This window comes from Methylibium petroleiphilum PM1, from assembly GCF_000015725.1.
Lineage (GTDB): Bacteria > Pseudomonadota > Gammaproteobacteria > Burkholderiales > Burkholderiaceae_C > Methylibium > Methylibium petroleiphilum.
Map to the genome: position 1 here is coordinate 1508109 of NC_008825.1, position 16595 is coordinate 1524703.

The window sequence follows — 16595 nt, forward strand, 5'->3', positions numbered from 1 at the left end:
TTGGAGACAAGCATGAGCCTGTTCAACAAGATCACCAAGACCTTCCAATGGGGTCAGCACACCGTCACGCTGGAAACCGGTGAGATCGCCCGTCAGTCGGGGGGTGCGGTCATCGTCGACATGGACGGCACCGTGGTGCTGGCCACGGTCGTGGCCGCCAAGAACCCGAAGCCGGGCCAGGACTTCTTTCCGCTGACCGTCGACTACATCGAGAAGACCTATGCCGCCGGCAAGATCCCCGGCAGCTTCTTCAAGCGTGAAGGCCGCCCGAGCGAACTGGAAACGCTGACCAGCCGCCTGATCGACCGTCCGCTGCGCCCGCTGTTCCCGGAAGGCTTCTACAACGAGGTGCAGGTCGTCGTGCACGTGCTGTCGCTGAACCCCGAGGCGTCGGCCGACATCGCCGCGCTGATCGGCTCCAGCGCCGCGCTGGCGATCAGCGGCATCCCGTTCAACGGCCCGATCGGCGCGGCGCGCGTGGGCTACATCAACGGCGAGTACGTGCTCAACCCGGGCCCGACGCAGCTGGCCGATTCCAAGCTCGACCTGATCGTCGCCGGCACCGAGGCGGCCGTGCTGATGGTGGAGTCCGAGGCCGACCAGCTGCCCGAAGACATCATGCTCGGCGGCGTGGTATTCGGTCACGAGCAGGGCAACATCGCCGTGCGCGTGATCAACGAGCTGGTGCGCGAGGCCGGCAAGCCCGAGTGGCAGTGGACCCCGCCCGCCAAGGACGAGGACTTCATCGCCAAGGTCAATGGCCTGGGCGAAGCCAAGTTGCGCGCGGCCTACCAGATCCGTTCCAAGCAGGATCGCACGCAGGCCACCCGCGCGGCCTACGCCGAGGTGCTGGCCGCACTGGCCGCCGAAGGCGCGGCGGTCGACAAGGTCAAGGTCGAGAACCTGCTGTTCGACATCGAAGCCAAGATCGTGCGCAGCCAGATCCTGGCCGGCGAGCCGCGCATCGACGGCCGCGACACCCGCACGGTGCGTCCGATCGAGATCCGCTCCAGCGTGCTGCCGCGCACCCACGGCTCGGCGCTGTTTACGCGCGGCGAGACCCAGGCGCTGGTCATCACGACGCTGGGCACCGAACGCGACACGCAGCGCATCGACGCGCTGGCCGGCGAGTTCGAGGACCGCTTCATGTTCCACTACAACATGCCTCCTTTCGCCACCGGCGAGACGGGCCGCGTGGGCTCGCCCAAGCGCCGCGAGATCGGCCACGGCCGCCTCGCCAAGCGCGCGCTGATCCCGGTGCTGCCGAAGAAGGACGAGTTCGCCTACGCGATCCGCGTCGTCTCGGAGATCACCGAATCGAATGGCTCCTCGTCGATGGCCTCGGTCTGCGGCGGCTGCCTGTCGATGATGGACGCGGGCGTGCCGCTGAAGGCCCACGTGGCTGGCATCGCGATGGGCCTGATCAAGGACGGCAACCGCTTCGCGGTGCTGACCGACATCCTGGGCGACGAGGATCACCTCGGCGACATGGACTTCAAGGTGGCCGGCACGACCACCGGCGTGACCGCGCTGCAGATGGACATCAAGATCCAGGGCATCACCAAGGAGATCATGCAGGTGGCGCTGGCGCAGGCCAAGGAAGCGCGTCTGCACATCCTCGGCAAGATGGTCGAGGCGCTCGGCGGTGCGAAGGAAGAGCTGTCGGTGTTCGCGCCGCGCCTCTACGTGATGAAGATCAACCCCGAGAAGATCCGCGACGTGATCGGCAAGGGCGGCGCCACCATCCGCGCGCTGACCGAGGAGACCGGCACGCAGATCAACATCGAGGAAGACGGCACCATCACCATTGCGTCGACCGACGGCGACAAGGCCCAGGCGGCCATGAAGCGCATCGAGGAGATCACGGCCGAGGCCGAGATCGGCAAGGTCTACGAGGGCCCGGTCACGAAGATCCTGGACTTCGGCGCGCTGGTCAACATCCTGCCCGGCAAGGACGGGCTGCTGCACATCAGCCAGATTGCCCACCAACGCGTGGAGAAGGTCACCGACTTCCTGACCGAAGGCCAGATCGTCAAGGTCAAGGTCCTGGAGACCGACGAGAAGGGGCGCATCAAGCTGTCGCTGAAGGCGCTGCTCGAGCGGCCCGAGGGCTATGTCGAGGAAGAGCGCCCGCGCCGTGAATACGGTGACCGGGGCGATCGCGGTGACCGCGGCCGTGACCGGGGCGACCGCCCGCCGCGTCGCGAGCGTGGCGACGCGCCGCAGGCCGCGCCCGAGTCCGACGTGCCCTCGCCGCAAGCGGAGTGAGGCAGAGGATGGACGCGTCGTCGCCGGCTCGGCGCCGCTGACGACGCAGACACGCACGACGCATGCAAGCGATCGAAATCTCCCAGCCCGGCGGGCCCGAGGTGCTGCGTCTCGTCGAGCGGCCCGAGCCGGAGCCAGGGCCGGGGGAACTGCTCATCGACGTCGCCGCGGCCGGAGTCAATCGGCCTGATGTGCTGCAGCGCGCCGGGGCCTACCCGCCGCCGCCCGGCGCGTCCGACCTGCCGGGGCTGGAGGTGGCGGGGCGCATCGTCGGCGGCGACGCGGGTGCGCTGGCTGCGGCAGGCTTCCGGCTCGGCGACCGCGTCTGCGCGCTCACCCACGGCGGTGGCTATGCGCAGCGCTGCGTGGCGCCGGTCGGCCAGTGCCTGCCGGTGCCGGCCGGCTGGAGCGACATCGAGGCGGCCAGCCTGCCGGAGACGTTGTTCACGGTCTGGATCAACGTCTTCGAGCGGGCCCGACTCCAGCCCGGCGAGACGCTGCTGGTGCAGGGCGGCGCCAGTGGCATCGGCGTGACGGCGATCCAACTGGCCAAGGCCTTCGGTTGCAGAGTGTTCGTGACGGTCGGCGACGACGCGCGGGCGCAGGCCTGCCGCGCCATCGGCGCCGACGAGGCGATCAACTACCGGACCCGGGATTTTGTTGCCGAAGTCGAGCGCCTGACCGGAGGCCGGGGGGTCGATGTGATCCTCGACATGGTGGCCGGCAGCTACGTGGCCCGTGAACTCCGGTGTCTGGCCGACGACGGACGGCTGTCCATCATTGCGGTGCAGGGCGGCACGAAGGCCGAGTTCGACGCCGGCGCGCTGCTGCGCCGCCGGCTCACCATCACCGGCTCCACGCTGCGTCCACGCACCACCGAGTACAAGGCGGCCGTCGGTGCCGCGCTGCGCGCCCGGGTCTGGCCGCTGATCGAGGCCGGGCGTTTCAAGCCCATGATCCACAAGACGTTTCCCGCCGCGCAGGCTGCGCAGGCTCATGAGCTGATGGAGTCCGGTCAGCACGTGGGCAAGCTCGTCTTGACCTGGTGACAAGGAGAAGCCAATGAGTGACATCCGCCGCAAACTGGTGGTCGGCAACTGGAAGATGCACGGCACCCACGCCACGAACGAGGCCCTGCTCGAAGGGCTGAAGTCGGCCGGCCCCTTGCCCTGCGAGGCCGCGGTGTGCGCACCGTTTCCCTATCTGGCGCAGGCGGCGGAGCGGCTGGCCCGCAGTGCGATCGCCTGGGGTGCGCAGGACTGCTCGGTGCACGAGCAGGGCGCCTACACCGGCGAGGTCTCGGTGGCGATGCTGGCCGACTTCGGCTGCCGCTACGTGATCGTCGGGCACTCGGAGCGGCGTGCCCTGCACGCCGAAAGCGATCAGCTGGTGGCCGACAAGGCCCAGGCGGCGCTGGCCAGGGGTGTGACGCCGATCGTCTGCGTCGGCGAGACACTCGCGCAGCGCGATGCAGGCGAGACGGAAGACGTTGTCAAGCGGCAGCTCTCGGCCGTGATCCATACGCTTGCGCACTGCGTTGGCGAGATGGTGGTGGCCTATGAGCCGGTGTGGGCCATCGGCACGGGCCGCACAGCCAGCCCGGAGCAAGCGCAGGCGGTCCATGCGCTGCTGCGGGCTCAGCTTGCTGCGGCCACGCCGCGCGCTGCGCAGATGAAGTTGCTCTACGGCGGCAGCGTCAAGCCCGACAACGCCGCGACGCTGTTCGCTCAGGTCGACATCGACGGCGGCCTGATCGGCGGCGCGTCGCTGAAAGCCGCTGATTTCATCGCGATCTGTCGTGCCGCGAGCACGCGCTGAACGCCGCTAGTTCTTGAATCCTGGAGTCGATTTATGCAGATGCTGTTGACGGTGATGGTGGTGGTGCAGATGCTTTCCGCGCTGGTGATGATCGGCCTGGTGCTGATCCAGCACGGCAAAGGCGCCGACATGGGCGCGTCGTTCGGCAGCGGCGCCTCGGGCAGTCTGTTCGGTGCCTCGGGCAGCGCGAACTTCCTGTCGCGCTCCACGGGTGTGTGTGCGGCGATCTTCTTCGCCTGCACGCTGGCGCTCGCCTATTTCGGCAACCTGCGTGCGAGCACCGGCGGTGGCGAGTCCATCCTGGAGCGCGCGGTTCCTGCATCGACGGCGGCGAGCGCGGCGCCAGCCTCCCAGATCCCCGGTGCGGCATCGGCTGTCGCGCCGGTCGTCGTGCCGCAAGCGCCTGCAGTCGAAGCCTCGGGGGCCGCTCAGATCCCTGCGAAGTGACAGCCAGGCGATAGCTTTCCCGACCCGCGTGGCACGGCAGCGCAAGTCGCTGTTGTCATGCTGCGAATGGCGCAAAGTCGTACCAGTTTGACGATAGAATCAATGGCTGTCCGGTGAGCAATTCCTCATGCAATCCGGGCGGTGAATTCCGCGGTGCACGTGGCTGCGGAGCGAGTGAAGGCCGTCGTGGTGAAATTGGTAGACACGCTATCTTGAGGGGGTAGTGGCGAAAGCTGTGCGAGTTCGAGTCTCGCCGACGGCACCAAGAACAAGAAACGTTCGTTTCGGGCTGGAGCAGCATCCGGCGCAGCCCAAAGCGCCCTGACAGCAATGCACAGGGGACCGGGCGCGCTGAGCGTGTGGAGGGGTCTGGCAACAGGCCGCGTCACTGCAGCGCGCTTTGTTTTTGCCGGATGAGCGCAGCCAATCGATCGACGTACCGAGCCACGCACCACGATGAACCTCGAGTCCTACCTGCCGGTGATCCTGTTCATCCTCGTGGGCGCTGCGGTCGGCATCGCGCCGCAGTTGATCGGTTTCATCTTCGGCCCGCACCGGCCCGACGCGGACAAGAACTCTCCGTACGAGTGCGGCTTCGAGGCCTTCGAGGACGCGCGGATGAAGTTCGATGTGCGCTACTACCTCGTCGCCATCCTATTCATCCTGTTCGACCTGGAGATCGCCTTCCTGTTCCCCTGGGCCGTTGCGCTCAAGGAGATCGGCGCGCCGGGCTTCTGGGCCATGATGGTTTTCTTGGGCATCCTGGTCGTCGGCTTTGCCTACGAATGGAAAAAAGGCGCTTTGGATTGGGAATGACCGCAATGACCAGGAGCTTCTGAGATGGGCATCGAAGGCGTTCTCAAGGAGGGGTTCATCACCACCTCCGCCGACAAGTTGATCAACTGGTCGAAGACCGGTTCGCTGTGGCCCATGACCTTCGGTCTGGCGTGCTGCGCGGTCGAGATGATGCACGCGGGCGCGGCCCGCTACGACATCGACCGCTTCGGCATGCTGTTCCGCCCCAGCCCGCGCCAGAGCGACCTGATGATCGTCGCCGGCACGCTGTGCAACAAGATGGCGCCGGCCCTGCGCAGGGTCTACGACCAGATGGCCGAGCCGCGCTGGGTGCTGAGCATGGGCTCGTGCGCGAACGGCGGCGGTTACTACCACTACAGCTATTCGGTCGTGCGCGGCTGCGACCGCATCGTGCCGGTCGATGTCTACGTGCCGGGCTGTCCGCCAACGGCCGAGGCGCTGCTCTACGGCATCCTGCAGCTGCAGGCCAAGATCCGGCGCGAAAACACCATCGCCCGCTGAGCCGGACGCTGCTGCCCCTCCATGGACCACAAAATCGACCTCCTGCAGCCGGCCCTCGAAGCCGCACTGGCCGGCAAGATCCAGGCGCTGGTGCGCGATCGCGGCGAACTGACACTGACGGTGACGGCCGCCGACTATCTGGCCGTGTGCACGACGCTGCGCGATCATGCCGAGCTGAAGCTCGAGCAGCTGATCGACCTGTGCGGTCTCGACTACTCGTCCTACAAGGACGGCGCGGGCTCGCCCTACACCGAAGGCCCGCGCTACTGCGTCGTGCTGCACCTGCTGTCGGTCAGCAAGAACTGGCGCCTGCGGCTCAAGGTGTTCTGCGCCGACGACGGGTTGCCCGTCGTGCCGTCAGTCAACGAGATCTGGGCTGCCGCAAACTGGTTCGAGCGCGAGGCCTTCGATCTCTACGGCATCGTGTTCGAGGGCCATGCTGACCTGCGCCGCATTCTCACCGACTACGGCTTCATCGGTCATCCGTTCCGCAAGGATTTCCCGACCACCGGGCACGTGGAGATGCGCTACGACGCCGAGCAGCGTCGCGTGATCTACCAGCCTGTCACGATCGAGCCGCGCGAGATCACGCCGCGCATCATCCGCGAGGACAACTACGGCGGTCTGCACTGACGCGCTGCGAGAACCCGAGTCCCTCATGGCCGAGATCAAGAACTACACCCTCAATTTCGGGCCGCAGCATCCGGCGGCCCACGGCGTCCTGCGCCTGATCCTCGAGCTCGACGGCGAGGTGATCCAGCGCGCAGATCCGCACATCGGCCTGCTGCACCGCGCGACCGAGAAGCTCGCGGAGAGCAAGACCTACATCCAGTCGCTGCCCTACATGGACCGTCTCGACTACGTGTCCATGATGTGCAACGAGCACGCCTACTGCCTGGCGATCGAGAAGCTGCTCGGCGTCGATGTGCCGGTCCGTGCCCAGTACATCCGCGTGATGTTCTCCGAGATCACGCGCATCCTGAACCACCTGCTGTGGATCGGCGCTCACGGTCTCGACTGCGGTGCGATGAACATCCTCATCTACGCCTTCCGCGAGCGCGAGGACCTGTTCGACATGTACGAGGCGGTGTCGGGTGCGCGCATGCACGCGGCCTACTTCCGTCCGGGCGGCGTGTACCGCGACCTGCCGGACACCATGCCGCAATACCGGGTCTCGAAGATCCGCAACGCCAAGGCACTGGCGAAGATGAACGAGAACCGGCAGGGCTCGCTGCTGGACTTCATCGAGGACTTCTGCCGTCGGTTCCCCAAGAACGTCGACGATTACGAGACGTTGCTCACCGACAACCGCATCTGGAAGCAGCGCACCGTGGGCATCGGCGTCGTGACGCCGGAGCGCGCACTGAACCTCGGCTTCACCGGTCCGATGCTGCGCGGCTCGGGCATCGCCTGGGACCTGCGCAAGACGCAGCCCTACGACGTCTACGACCGCGTCGATTTCGACATCCCGGTCGGTGCCGGCGGCGATTGCTACGACCGCTACCTGGTGCGCGTCGAGGAGCTGCGCCAGTCGAACCGCATCATCCAGCAGTGCGCGGCCTGGCTGCGCGCTAACCCCGGCCCGGTGATCACCGACAACCACAAGGTCGCGGCGCCGGGGCGGGTGGACATGAAGTCCAACATGGAAGAGCTGATTCACCACTTCAAGCTCTTCACCGAGGGCTTCCACGTGCCCGAGGGCGAGGCCTACGCGGCCGTCGAGCACCCGAAGGGCGAGTTCGGCATCTACCTGGTGAGCGACGGTGCCAACAAGCCCTACCGACTCAAGATCCGCGCGCCCGGCTTCGCCCACCTCGCGGCGATGGACGAGATGTCGCGCGGCCACATGATCGCCGACGCCGTGGCGGTGATCGGCACGATGGACATCGTTTTCGGCGAGATTGACCGATGACACTTTCCGAAGCCACCAAGGCGCGCTTCGACCGCGAGGTCGCCAAGTACCCCGCCGAACAAAGGCAGTCCGCGGTGATGGCCTGCCTGGCCATCGTGCAGCAGGAGCAGGGGCACGTGTCGGCCGATGCCGAGCGGGCCATCGCGGCCCACCTCGGCATGCCGCCGATCGCGGTGCACGAGGTGACCACCTTCTACAACATGTACAACCAGCAGCCGGTCGGCCGCTTCAAGCTGAACGTCTGCACCAATCTGCCGTGCCAGCTGCGCGATGGTGAGACCGCGCTGCAGCACGTGTGCAAGAAGCTCGGCGTCGAGCCCTACGGTTCCACGGCCGACGGTGTGTTCACCGTGCAACCGAGCGAATGTCTCGGCGCCTGCGCCGATGCGCCGGTGATGCTGCTCAATGACCGCCAGATGCTGAGCTTCATGACCGAGCAGCGGCTCGACGAACTGCTAGCGCTGCTGGCAGCGCAACCGAAGTGAGGGCGCCGACGATGCTCGACCTGTCGAAGTTCCAGGCCACCGGTCGCGAGACCTGTTTCCACGACCGTCACATCGGCGCGCAGATCGTCGCCGGGCTCGACGGCCGCAACTGGCGCCTGAAGGACTACGAGGCGCGCGGCGGCTACCAGGCGCTGCGCAGGATCCTGCAGGGTGGCGAGGGCGTCGAGCCGATGACGCCGGACCAGGTGATCGCCGAGGTCAAGGCCTCCGGGCTGCGCGGGCGCGGCGGCGCAGGCTTCCCGACCGGGCTGAAGTGGAGCTTCATGCCGCGCCAGTTCCCGGGCCAGAAGTACCTGGTCTGCAACTCCGACGAAGGCGAGCCGGGTACCTGCAAGGACCGCGACATCCTTGCCTACAACCCGCATATCGTCATCGAGGGCATGATCATCGCGGCCTACGCGATGGGCATCTCGGTCGGCTACAACTACATCCACGGCGAGATCTTCGAGATCTACGAACGTTTCGAGGAAGCGCTCGAGGAGGCCCGTGCCGCCGGTTACCTGGGCAACGCCATCCTCGGCTCCGCCCACAGCTTCCAGTTGCACGCCTTCCATGGCTTCGGTGCCTACATCTGCGGCGAGGAGACGGCGCTGCTCGAATCGCTGGAGGGCAAGAAGGGTCAGCCGCGCTTCAAGCCGCCGTTCCCGGCCAGCTTCGGCCTGTACGGCAAACCGACGACGATCAACAACACCGAGACCTTCGCCGCGGTACCCTGGATCATCCGCAACGGCGGCCAGGCCTATCTGGAATGCGGCAAGCCGAACAACGGCGGCACCAAGATCTTCTCGATGGTCGGCGACGTCGAGCGTCCCGGCAACTACGAGATCCCGCTCGGCACCCCGTTCTCGACATTGCTCGAGCTCGCCGGCGGCGTGAAGGGCGGCCGCGGCCTGAAGGCGGTGATCCCGGGCGGCTCGTCGGCGCCGGTGCTGCCGGCCTCGATCATGATGAACACGACGATGGACTACGACTCCATCGCGAAGGCCGGCTCGATGCTGGGTTCCGGTGCGGTGATCGTCATGGACGACACGCGCTGCATGGTCAAGAGTCTGCTGCGCCTGTCCTACTTCTACCAGCACGAGAGCTGCGGCCAGTGCACGCCGTGCCGCGAAGGCACCGGCTGGCTGTGGCGCATGGTCGATCGCATCGAGCGCGGCCACGGCCGGATGGAAGATATCGATCTGCTGAACTCCGTGGCCGACAACATCCAGGGGCGCACGATCTGCGCGCTGGGTGATGCGGCCGCCATGCCGGTGCGCGCGATGATCAAGCACTTCCGCGAGGAGTTCGTGCACCACATCGAACACAAGACCTGCACGGTCCCGGCCTACGTCTGACGGGACACCCAAGATGGTTGAAATCGAACTCGACGGCCGCAAGGTCGAGGTGCAGGAAGGCAGCATGGTGATGCATGCCGCCGACAAGGCCGGCACCTACATCCCGCACTTCTGCTATCACAAGAAGCTCAGCATCGCGGCCAACTGCCGGATGTGCCTGGTCGACATCGAGAAGGCGCCCAAGCCGATGCCGGCCTGCGCCACGCCGGTGACGCAGGGCATGATCGTGCGCACCAAGAGCGACAAGGCGCTCAAGGCGCAGAGCTCGGTGATGGAATTCCTGCTCATCAACCACCCGCTCGACTGCCCGATCTGTGACCAGGGAGGCGAGTGCCAGCTGCAGGACCTGGCGGTGGGCTACGGCAAGTCGGCCTCGCGCTACGAGGAAGAGAAGCGCGTCGTGCTGCACAAGGACGTCGGACCGCTGATTTCCATGGAGGAGATGAGTCGCTGCATTCACTGCACCCGCTGCGTGCGCTTCGGCCAGGAAGTGGCCGGCGTGATGGAGCTGGGCATGATCCATCGCGGCGAGCACAGCGAGATCACCACGGTGGCCGGCGACACGGTCGACTCCGAACTGTCGGGCAACATGATCGACATCTGCCCGGTCGGTGCGCTCACCAGCAAGCCGTTCCGCTACAGCGCCCGCACCTGGGAGCTGTCGCGACGCAAGTCGGTCAGCCCGCACGATTCGACGGGCGCGAACCTGATCGTGCAGGTCAAGAACCACCAGGTGATGCGTGTCGTGCCGCTTGAGAACGAGGCGGTCAACGAATGCTGGATCGCCGACCGCGACCGCTTCTCCTACGAAGCCCTGAACACTGACGAGCGCCTCACCGCGCCGATGATCAAGCACGACGGGCAGTGGCGCACCGTCGACTGGAATACCGCGCTGGAGTACGTCGCCAACGGGCTGAAGTCGATCCAGTCCGAGCACGGTGCCGCGTCCATCGGTGCGCTTGCCACCGCGCACAGCACGGTGGAAGAGCTTTACCTGCTCGGGCAACTGGTGCGTGGCGTGGGTTCGGACAACATCGACCACCGCTTGCGGCATGCCGAGTTCGACACGGTCGAGAAGGCTCGCTGGCTCGGCACGAGCATCGAGTCGCTGTCGACGCTGGACCGTGCCTTCGTCATCGGTTCCTTCCTGCGCAAGGACCATCCGCTGTTCGCGCAGCGTCTGCGCCAGGCGGCCAAGCACGGCGCGCAGGTCTCCAGCCTGCATGCGCTGGCCGACGATTGGCTGATGCCGATCTCCACGCAGTTCACCGCGGCGCCGAGCGCCTGGGTGGCCGCACTGGCCGGTGTGGCCGCGGCGGTGGCCTCGCACACCGGCGCCGCGGCGCCGGTGGCGGCCGAGGCGAGCGAGCCGGCCAAGGCGATCGCCGCGTCACTGCTGAGCGGGCAGCGCAAGGCGGTGCTGCTCGGCAATGCCGCGGTCCAGCACCCGCAGGCTTCCCGGCTGCTTGCACTCGCCCAGTTCATCGCCGAGCAGACCGGTGCCACCTTCGGGGTGCTCGGTGAGGCGGCCAACAGCGTGGGCGCGCAACTTGTCGGGGCCCAGCCGCGCAGCGGCGGGCTGAACGCCGGGCAGATGCTGTCGCAACCGCTGAAGGCCTACCTGCTGCTCAATGCCGAACCGGTGCTCGACGCGGCCGATGGCCGGCAGGCGGCGGACACGCTGGCCCGGGCCGGCATGGTGGTGTCTCTGAGCGCCTTCAGGAACGCCAATCTCGAGCACGCCGACGTGCTGCTGCCGATCACGCCGTTCACCGAGACTTCGGGCAGCTTCGTCAACGCGGAAGGCCGCGTGCAGGGCTTCCACGGCGTCGTCCGGCCGCGCGGTGATGCCCGCCCGGCCTGGAAGGTCCTGCGCGTGCTCGGCTCGATGCTGGGCCTGCCGGGCTTCGGCTTCGAGACCTCCGAGGAAGTCAAGGCACAGGCGCTGGGTGACGTGTCTGCAGCACTGGCGTCGCGGCTCGGCAACGCCAGCCGTGCGAGCGTGGCGATTGCCGCAGATCGCCCCACGCTCGAGCGCGTGGCCGACGTGCCGATCTACGCAGGCGACGCCATCGTGCGCCGTGCACCGTCGCTGCAGGCCACCGCCGATGCACGCGCACCGCGTGCCGGGCTGCCGACGGCGCTGTGGCAGCGCCTCGGGTTGGTTGAGGGGGGCCAGGTCCACGTGCAGCAGGGCAGTGCATCGCTGCGGCTCGCGGCCTACCACGATGCCACGCTAGCACCGACCGCCGTGCGGGTGCCCGCCGGCCATGCCGCCACGGCAGCACTGGGCGCGATGTTCGGCGAGATCGCCGTCGAGAAGGCCTGAACATCATGATCGAGAGCTTCAACCAGTTCGGCAGCAGCCTGCTCGGCGGCTTCTGGCCCGTCGTGTGGAACCTGATCAAGATCGTGGCACTGATCGCGCCGCTGATGGGTTGCGTCGCCTACCTCACGCTGTGGGAACGCAAGGCCATCGGCTGGACGCAGATCCGTCCCGGCCCCAACCGCGTCGGCCCCTGGGGCCTGCTCACGCCGATCGCCGATGCGGTCAAGCTGATCTTCAAGGAAATCATCCTGCCGACGGCGGCCAACAAGGGCCTGTTCCTGCTCGGCCCCGTGATGACCATCATGCCGGCGCTTGCCGCCTGGGTGGTCGTGCCGTTCGGCCCGGAAGTGGCGCTGGCCAACATCAACGCCGGCCTGCTGTTCCTGATGGCGATCACCTCGATGGAGGTCTATGGCGTGATCATCGCCGGCTGGGCATCGAACTCGAAGTACGCCTTCCTCGGCGCGCTGCGCGCCTCGGCGCAGATGGTCAGCTACGAGATCGCGATGGGCTTCGCGCTGGTGGTGGTGCTGATGGTGTCGGGCACCCTGAACATGACCGAGATCGTGCTCGGGCAGGACAGGGGGCGCTTCGCCGACATGGGGCTCAACTTCCTCAGCTGGAACTGGCTGCCGCTGTTCCCCATCTTCATCGTCTACTTCATCTCCGGCCTCGCCGAGACCAACCGCCACCCCTTCGACGTGGTGGAAGGCGAGTCCGAGATCGTGGCCGGTCACATGATCGAGTACTCGGGCATGGCCTTCGCCATGTTCTTCCTGGCCGAGTACGCCAACATGATCCTGATCTCGGCGCTTGCCGTGACCATGTTCCTGGGGGGCTGGCTGCCGCCGATCGACAGCGTCGTCTTCAACTGGATTCCGGGTTGGATCTGGCTGGGCCTCAAGACCTTCGTGGTCGTGACCATGTTCCTGTGGGTGCGCTCCACGTTCCCGCGCTTTCGCTACGACCAGATCATGCGGCTGGGCTGGAAGATCTTCATCCCGATCACGTTGATCTGGCTGGTCGTCGTGGGGCTGTGGATCCAGTCGCCGTGGAACATCTGGAAATAAGGAGGGCCTGACCATGTCCGCTGTGGCCTCCATCAAGGAATTCTTCAACACCTTCTTCCTTCTCGAACTGCTGAAGGGGATGAAGCTGACCGGCCGGCACTTCCTGTCGCCGGCCATCACGGTGCAGTTCCCGGAAGAGAAGACGCCGCTGTCGCCGCGTTTCCGCGGCCTGCACGCGCTGCGCCGCTACGAGAACGGCGAGGAACGCTGCATCGCCTGCAAGTTGTGCGAGGCGGTCTGTCCGGCGCTGGCCATCACCATCGAGTCCGAGGTGCGCGACGACGGCAGCCGCCGCACGACGCGCTACGACATCGACCTGACCAAGTGCATCTTCTGCGGCTTCTGCGAGGAAAGCTGCCCCGTCGACTCGATCGTAGAGACCCACATCTTCGAATACCACGGCGAGAAGCGCGGCGACCTGTACTTCACCAAGGACATGTTGCTGGCCGTGGGCGACCGCTACGAAAACGAAATCGCCGCCAACAAGGAGGCCGACGCAGCCTACCGGTGACCTGGCCCTCGAGGGCCCGGACTTCGGTTGCGGACGACACCATGAACACAGAATCTGCGCTTTTCTACGTCTTCTCGGCGATCCTCCTGTTCGCCTCGTTCCGCGTCATCACCGCGCGCAGCGCCGTCTATGCCGCGCTCTACCTGGTGCTGGCCTTCTTCAACGCCGCCTGCGTGTGGATGTTGCTGGAGGCCGAGTTCCTGGCGATCTCGCTGGTGCTGGTCTACGTCGGGGCCGTGATGGTGCTGTTCCTGTTCGTGGTGATGATGCTCGACGCCAATGCCGACACGGTACGCAAGGGCTTCTGGCAGCTGTTCCCGGTGGCAGGCACGATCGGCGCAGTGATCGCGGCCGAGATGATCTGGGTGCTGCGCCGGGGCTTCGATCTGCCCGAGGCGCCGCCGCTCGATGCCGTGGCCGCGCAGATGGGCAACACCAAGCTGCTCGGCATCGAGATCTACACGCACTACCTGTACCCGCTGCAGATCGCCGCGGTGCTGCTTCTGGTGGCCATCATCGCGGCGATTGCGCTGACGCTGCGCAAGCGCAAGGACAGCAAGTACGTCGACCCGTCCGCACAGGTGAAGGTGCGCAAGGCCGACCGCGTGCGCATCGTCCAGATGCAGCCCGAGCGTCCGCCAGCGCCGCCGGCGCCGGCCGAACCGGCAGCCACCGGAGGGAAGACATGAGCATCACGCTGGGCCATTACCTCTCGCTGGGCGCGATGCTGTTCGCGCTGTCGGTGATCGGCATCTTCCTGAACCGCAAGAACCTCATCGTGCTGCTGATGGCGATCGAGCTGATGCTGCTGGCCGTCAACCTGAACTTCGTGGCCTTCTCCCACTACCTGGGCGACATGGCCGGCCAGGTGTTCGTGTTCTTCATCCTGACCGTGGCCGCCGCCGAATCGGCGATCGGCCTGGCCATCCTGGTGGTGCTGTTCCGCAACCGATCGACGATCAACGTCGACGAGCTCGACGCACTGAAGGGCTGACCCACGACCCAACGCAGGGGCGGGCCGGCGTGCCCGTCCGTTCGAAAGAGCAGAGAACAACAAGATGGCTGGACTTTCACAATCGATGCTGCTCGCCGTACCGCTCGCGCCCCTGGTGGGTGCCGTGGTGGCCGGCCTGTTCGGCAAGGCGGTCGGGCGGCGTGGTGCGCACAGCGTCACCATCCTCGGTGTGCTGATCGCCTTCGTGCTCTCGGCGATCACGCTGAAGGCCGTGGTGCTCGACGGCGCGCGCTTCAACGCCACGATCTACGAGTGGCTGGTGATCGGCGGCCTGAAGATGGAGGTCGGCTTCCTCGTGGACGGCCTCACCGCGATGATGATGTGCGTGGTGACCTTCGTCTCGCTGATGGTGCACATCTACACCATCGGCTACATGGAAGAAGACCCGGGCTACCAGCGCTTCTTCTCCTACATCTCGCTGTTCACCTTCTCGATGTTGATGCTCGTGATGAGCAACAACATGCTGCAGCTGTTCTTCGGCTGGGAGGCGGTGGGCCTGGTGAGCTACCTGCTGATCGGCTTCTGGTACACCAAGCCGACGGCGATCTTCGCCAACATGAAGGCCTTCCTGGTGAACCGGGTCGGTGACTTCGGCTTCATCCTCGGCATCGGCCTGCTGCTGGCCTACGGCGGCACGCTCAACTACGGCGAGCTGTTCGCCCAGGCGCCCGAACTGGCGAAGCAGGGTTTCCCCGGCACCGACTGGATGCTGATCACGGTGGCCTGTATCTGCCTCTTCATCGGCGCGATGGGCAAGAGCGCGCAGTTCCCGCTGCACGTCTGGTTGCCGGACTCGATGGAAGGCCCGACGCCGATCTCGGCGCTGATCCACGCGGCGACGATGGTGACCGCCGGCATCTTCATGGTCGCGCGCATGTCGCCGCTGTTCGAGCTGTCCGATACGGCGCTGTCCTTCGTGATGGTGATCGGCGCGATCACCGCGCTGTTCATGGGTTTCCTGGGCATCATCCAGAACGACATCAAGCGCGTGGTGGCCTACTCGACGCTGTCGCAGCTGGGCTACATGACGGTGGCGCTCGGGGCCTCGGCCTACTCGATCGCCGTCTTCCACCTGATGACCCACGCCTTCTTCAAGGCGCTGCTGTTCCTCGGTGCCGGCTCGGTGATCATCGGCATGCACCACGACCAGGACATCCGCAACATGGGCGGCCTGCGCAAGTACATGCCCATCACCTGGATCACCTCGCTGCTGGGCTCGCTGGCACTGATCGGCACTCCGCTGTTCTCGGGCTTCTACAGCAAGGACTCGATCATCGAGGCGGTGCACGCGAGCCACCTGTGGGGCTCGGGCTTTGCCTACCTGGCGGTTGTCGCCGGCGTGTTCGTCACGGCCTTCTACTCGTTCCGGATGTACTTCCTCGTGTTCCACGGCAAGGAGCGCTTCCGCGACAAGCCCTTCCCGGGCGAGCACGACCACCACGACGCGCACGATGACCACGGCCATGCCGTGCACCATGATCCGCACGAGTCTCCCTGGGTCGTGACGGTGCCGCTGGTGCTGCTGGCCATTCCGTCGGTGCTGATCGGCTACCTGACGATCCAGCCGATGCTGTTCGGGGACTTCTTCAAGGACTCGATCTTCGTCAATGCCGCCGCGCATCCGGCACTGGAAGAGCTGGCCGAGGCGTTCCACGGCGCCGCGGCGATGGCGCTGCACGGTCTCCAGACGCTGCCGTTCTGGCTGGCGCTCGCCGGCGTGGTGATCGCCTACGTGTTCTACATGCTCAAGCCGGGCATCCCTGCCGCGATCGCGCGCACGTTGTCGCCGATCGTGCGTCTCCTCGAGAACAAGTACTACATGGACTGGATCAACGAGAACCTGCTGGCGCCGGCCGCCCGTGGCCTGGGGCGCGGCCTGTGGAGGGGTGGCGACGTGGCCGTCATCGACGGTGCGATCAACGGCTCGGCGCGCCTGGTCGGCTGGATCGCCACGCTGACCAAGCCCTTCCAGTCCGGCTACATCTACCACTACGCACTGGTCATGATCATCGGCGTGTTCGCGCTGATGACCTGGTTCGTGTGGCTGGCCAAGTGAGCGAGGACG

The 16595-nt window shown here is 66.3% G+C and carries 16 protein-coding genes and 1 tRNA gene; all 17 read left to right on the forward strand.

All coding sequences use genetic code 11. From position 1 onward, the window contains the following. Positions 1-12 precede the first annotated feature (12 nt). On the forward strand, positions 13-2268 hold the full coding sequence (gene pnp / locus MPE_RS07055) for a polyribonucleotide nucleotidyltransferase (protein WP_011828998.1): 2256 nt from the start codon (positions 13-15) through the stop codon (positions 2266-2268). A gap of 62 nt (positions 2269-2330) precedes the next feature. Continuing rightward, complete coding sequence (locus MPE_RS07060) at positions 2331-3317, forward strand: NAD(P)H-quinone oxidoreductase (protein ID WP_011828999.1); 987 nt, start codon at positions 2331-2333, stop codon at positions 3315-3317. Positions 3318-3339: 22 nt separating this feature from the next. Further along, entirely contained in the window at positions 3340-4086 is a 747-nt protein-coding gene (gene tpiA, locus MPE_RS07065; RefSeq protein WP_036230575.1) for a triose-phosphate isomerase, read from the forward strand. A gap of 33 nt (positions 4087-4119) precedes the next feature. Continuing rightward, positions 4120-4533 carry a preprotein translocase subunit SecG gene (gene secG, locus MPE_RS07070; RefSeq protein WP_011829001.1) on the forward strand — a complete coding sequence of 138 codons (414 nt, stop codon included), beginning with the start codon at positions 4120-4122 and terminating at the stop codon, positions 4531-4533. A 180-nt stretch (positions 4534-4713) separates the two neighbouring features. Continuing rightward, a tRNA-Leu gene (locus tag MPE_RS07075) sits at positions 4714-4798 on the forward strand. Positions 4799-4989: 191 nt separating this feature from the next. After that, positions 4990-5349 carry an NADH-quinone oxidoreductase subunit A gene (locus MPE_RS07080; RefSeq protein WP_011829002.1) on the forward strand — a complete coding sequence of 120 codons (360 nt, stop codon included), beginning with the start codon at positions 4990-4992 and terminating at the stop codon, positions 5347-5349. A gap of 24 nt (positions 5350-5373) precedes the next feature. After that, entirely contained in the window at positions 5374-5850 is a 477-nt protein-coding gene (locus tag MPE_RS07085; protein ID WP_011829003.1) for a NuoB/complex I 20 kDa subunit family protein, read from the forward strand. Positions 5851-5871: 21 nt separating this feature from the next. Further along, positions 5872-6483: an NADH-quinone oxidoreductase subunit C gene (locus tag MPE_RS07090; protein WP_011829004.1), complete on the forward strand. Its 612-nt coding sequence runs from the start codon at positions 5872-5874 to the stop codon at positions 6481-6483. Positions 6484-6508: 25 nt separating this feature from the next. Then, positions 6509-7762, forward strand: a complete 1254-nt coding sequence (locus tag MPE_RS07095) for an NADH-quinone oxidoreductase subunit D (protein WP_011829005.1) — start codon at positions 6509-6511, stop codon at positions 7760-7762. Beyond that, a complete protein-coding gene (locus MPE_RS07100) occupies positions 7759-8247 on the forward strand; it encodes an NADH-quinone oxidoreductase subunit NuoE family protein (RefSeq protein ID WP_011829006.1) in 489 nt (162 codons plus the stop codon). The genes MPE_RS07095 and MPE_RS07100 overlap by 4 nt, the downstream gene beginning before the upstream one ends. A gap of 11 nt (positions 8248-8258) precedes the next feature. After that, positions 8259-9605 carry an NADH-quinone oxidoreductase subunit NuoF gene (gene nuoF / locus MPE_RS07105; RefSeq protein ID WP_011829007.1) on the forward strand — a complete coding sequence of 449 codons (1347 nt, stop codon included), beginning with the start codon at positions 8259-8261 and terminating at the stop codon, positions 9603-9605. Positions 9606-9618: 13 nt separating this feature from the next. After that, positions 9619-11934, forward strand: coding sequence for an NADH-quinone oxidoreductase subunit NuoG (gene nuoG, locus MPE_RS07110; protein ID WP_011829008.1), 2316 nt, complete (start codon positions 9619-9621; stop codon positions 11932-11934). A 5-nt stretch (positions 11935-11939) separates the two neighbouring features. Then, positions 11940-13004, forward strand: coding sequence for an NADH-quinone oxidoreductase subunit NuoH (nuoH, locus tag MPE_RS07115; protein ID WP_011829009.1), 1065 nt, complete (start codon positions 11940-11942; stop codon positions 13002-13004). A 13-nt stretch (positions 13005-13017) separates the two neighbouring features. Beyond that, on the forward strand, positions 13018-13515 hold the full coding sequence (gene nuoI / locus MPE_RS07120) for an NADH-quinone oxidoreductase subunit NuoI (RefSeq protein ID WP_011829010.1): 498 nt from the start codon (positions 13018-13020) through the stop codon (positions 13513-13515). Positions 13516-13556: 41 nt separating this feature from the next. Next, complete coding sequence (locus MPE_RS07125; protein ID WP_011829011.1) at positions 13557-14204, forward strand: NADH-quinone oxidoreductase subunit J; 648 nt, start codon at positions 13557-13559, stop codon at positions 14202-14204. After that, on the forward strand, positions 14201-14509 hold the full coding sequence (gene nuoK, locus MPE_RS07130; protein WP_011829012.1) for an NADH-quinone oxidoreductase subunit NuoK: 309 nt from the start codon (positions 14201-14203) through the stop codon (positions 14507-14509). Before MPE_RS07125 ends, nuoK begins: the two co-directional genes overlap by 4 nt. Positions 14510-14573: 64 nt before the next feature. Then, on the forward strand, positions 14574-16586 hold the full coding sequence (gene nuoL / locus MPE_RS07135) for an NADH-quinone oxidoreductase subunit L (protein ID WP_011829013.1): 2013 nt from the start codon (positions 14574-14576) through the stop codon (positions 16584-16586). The last annotated feature ends 9 nt before the right edge of the window (positions 16587-16595 follow it).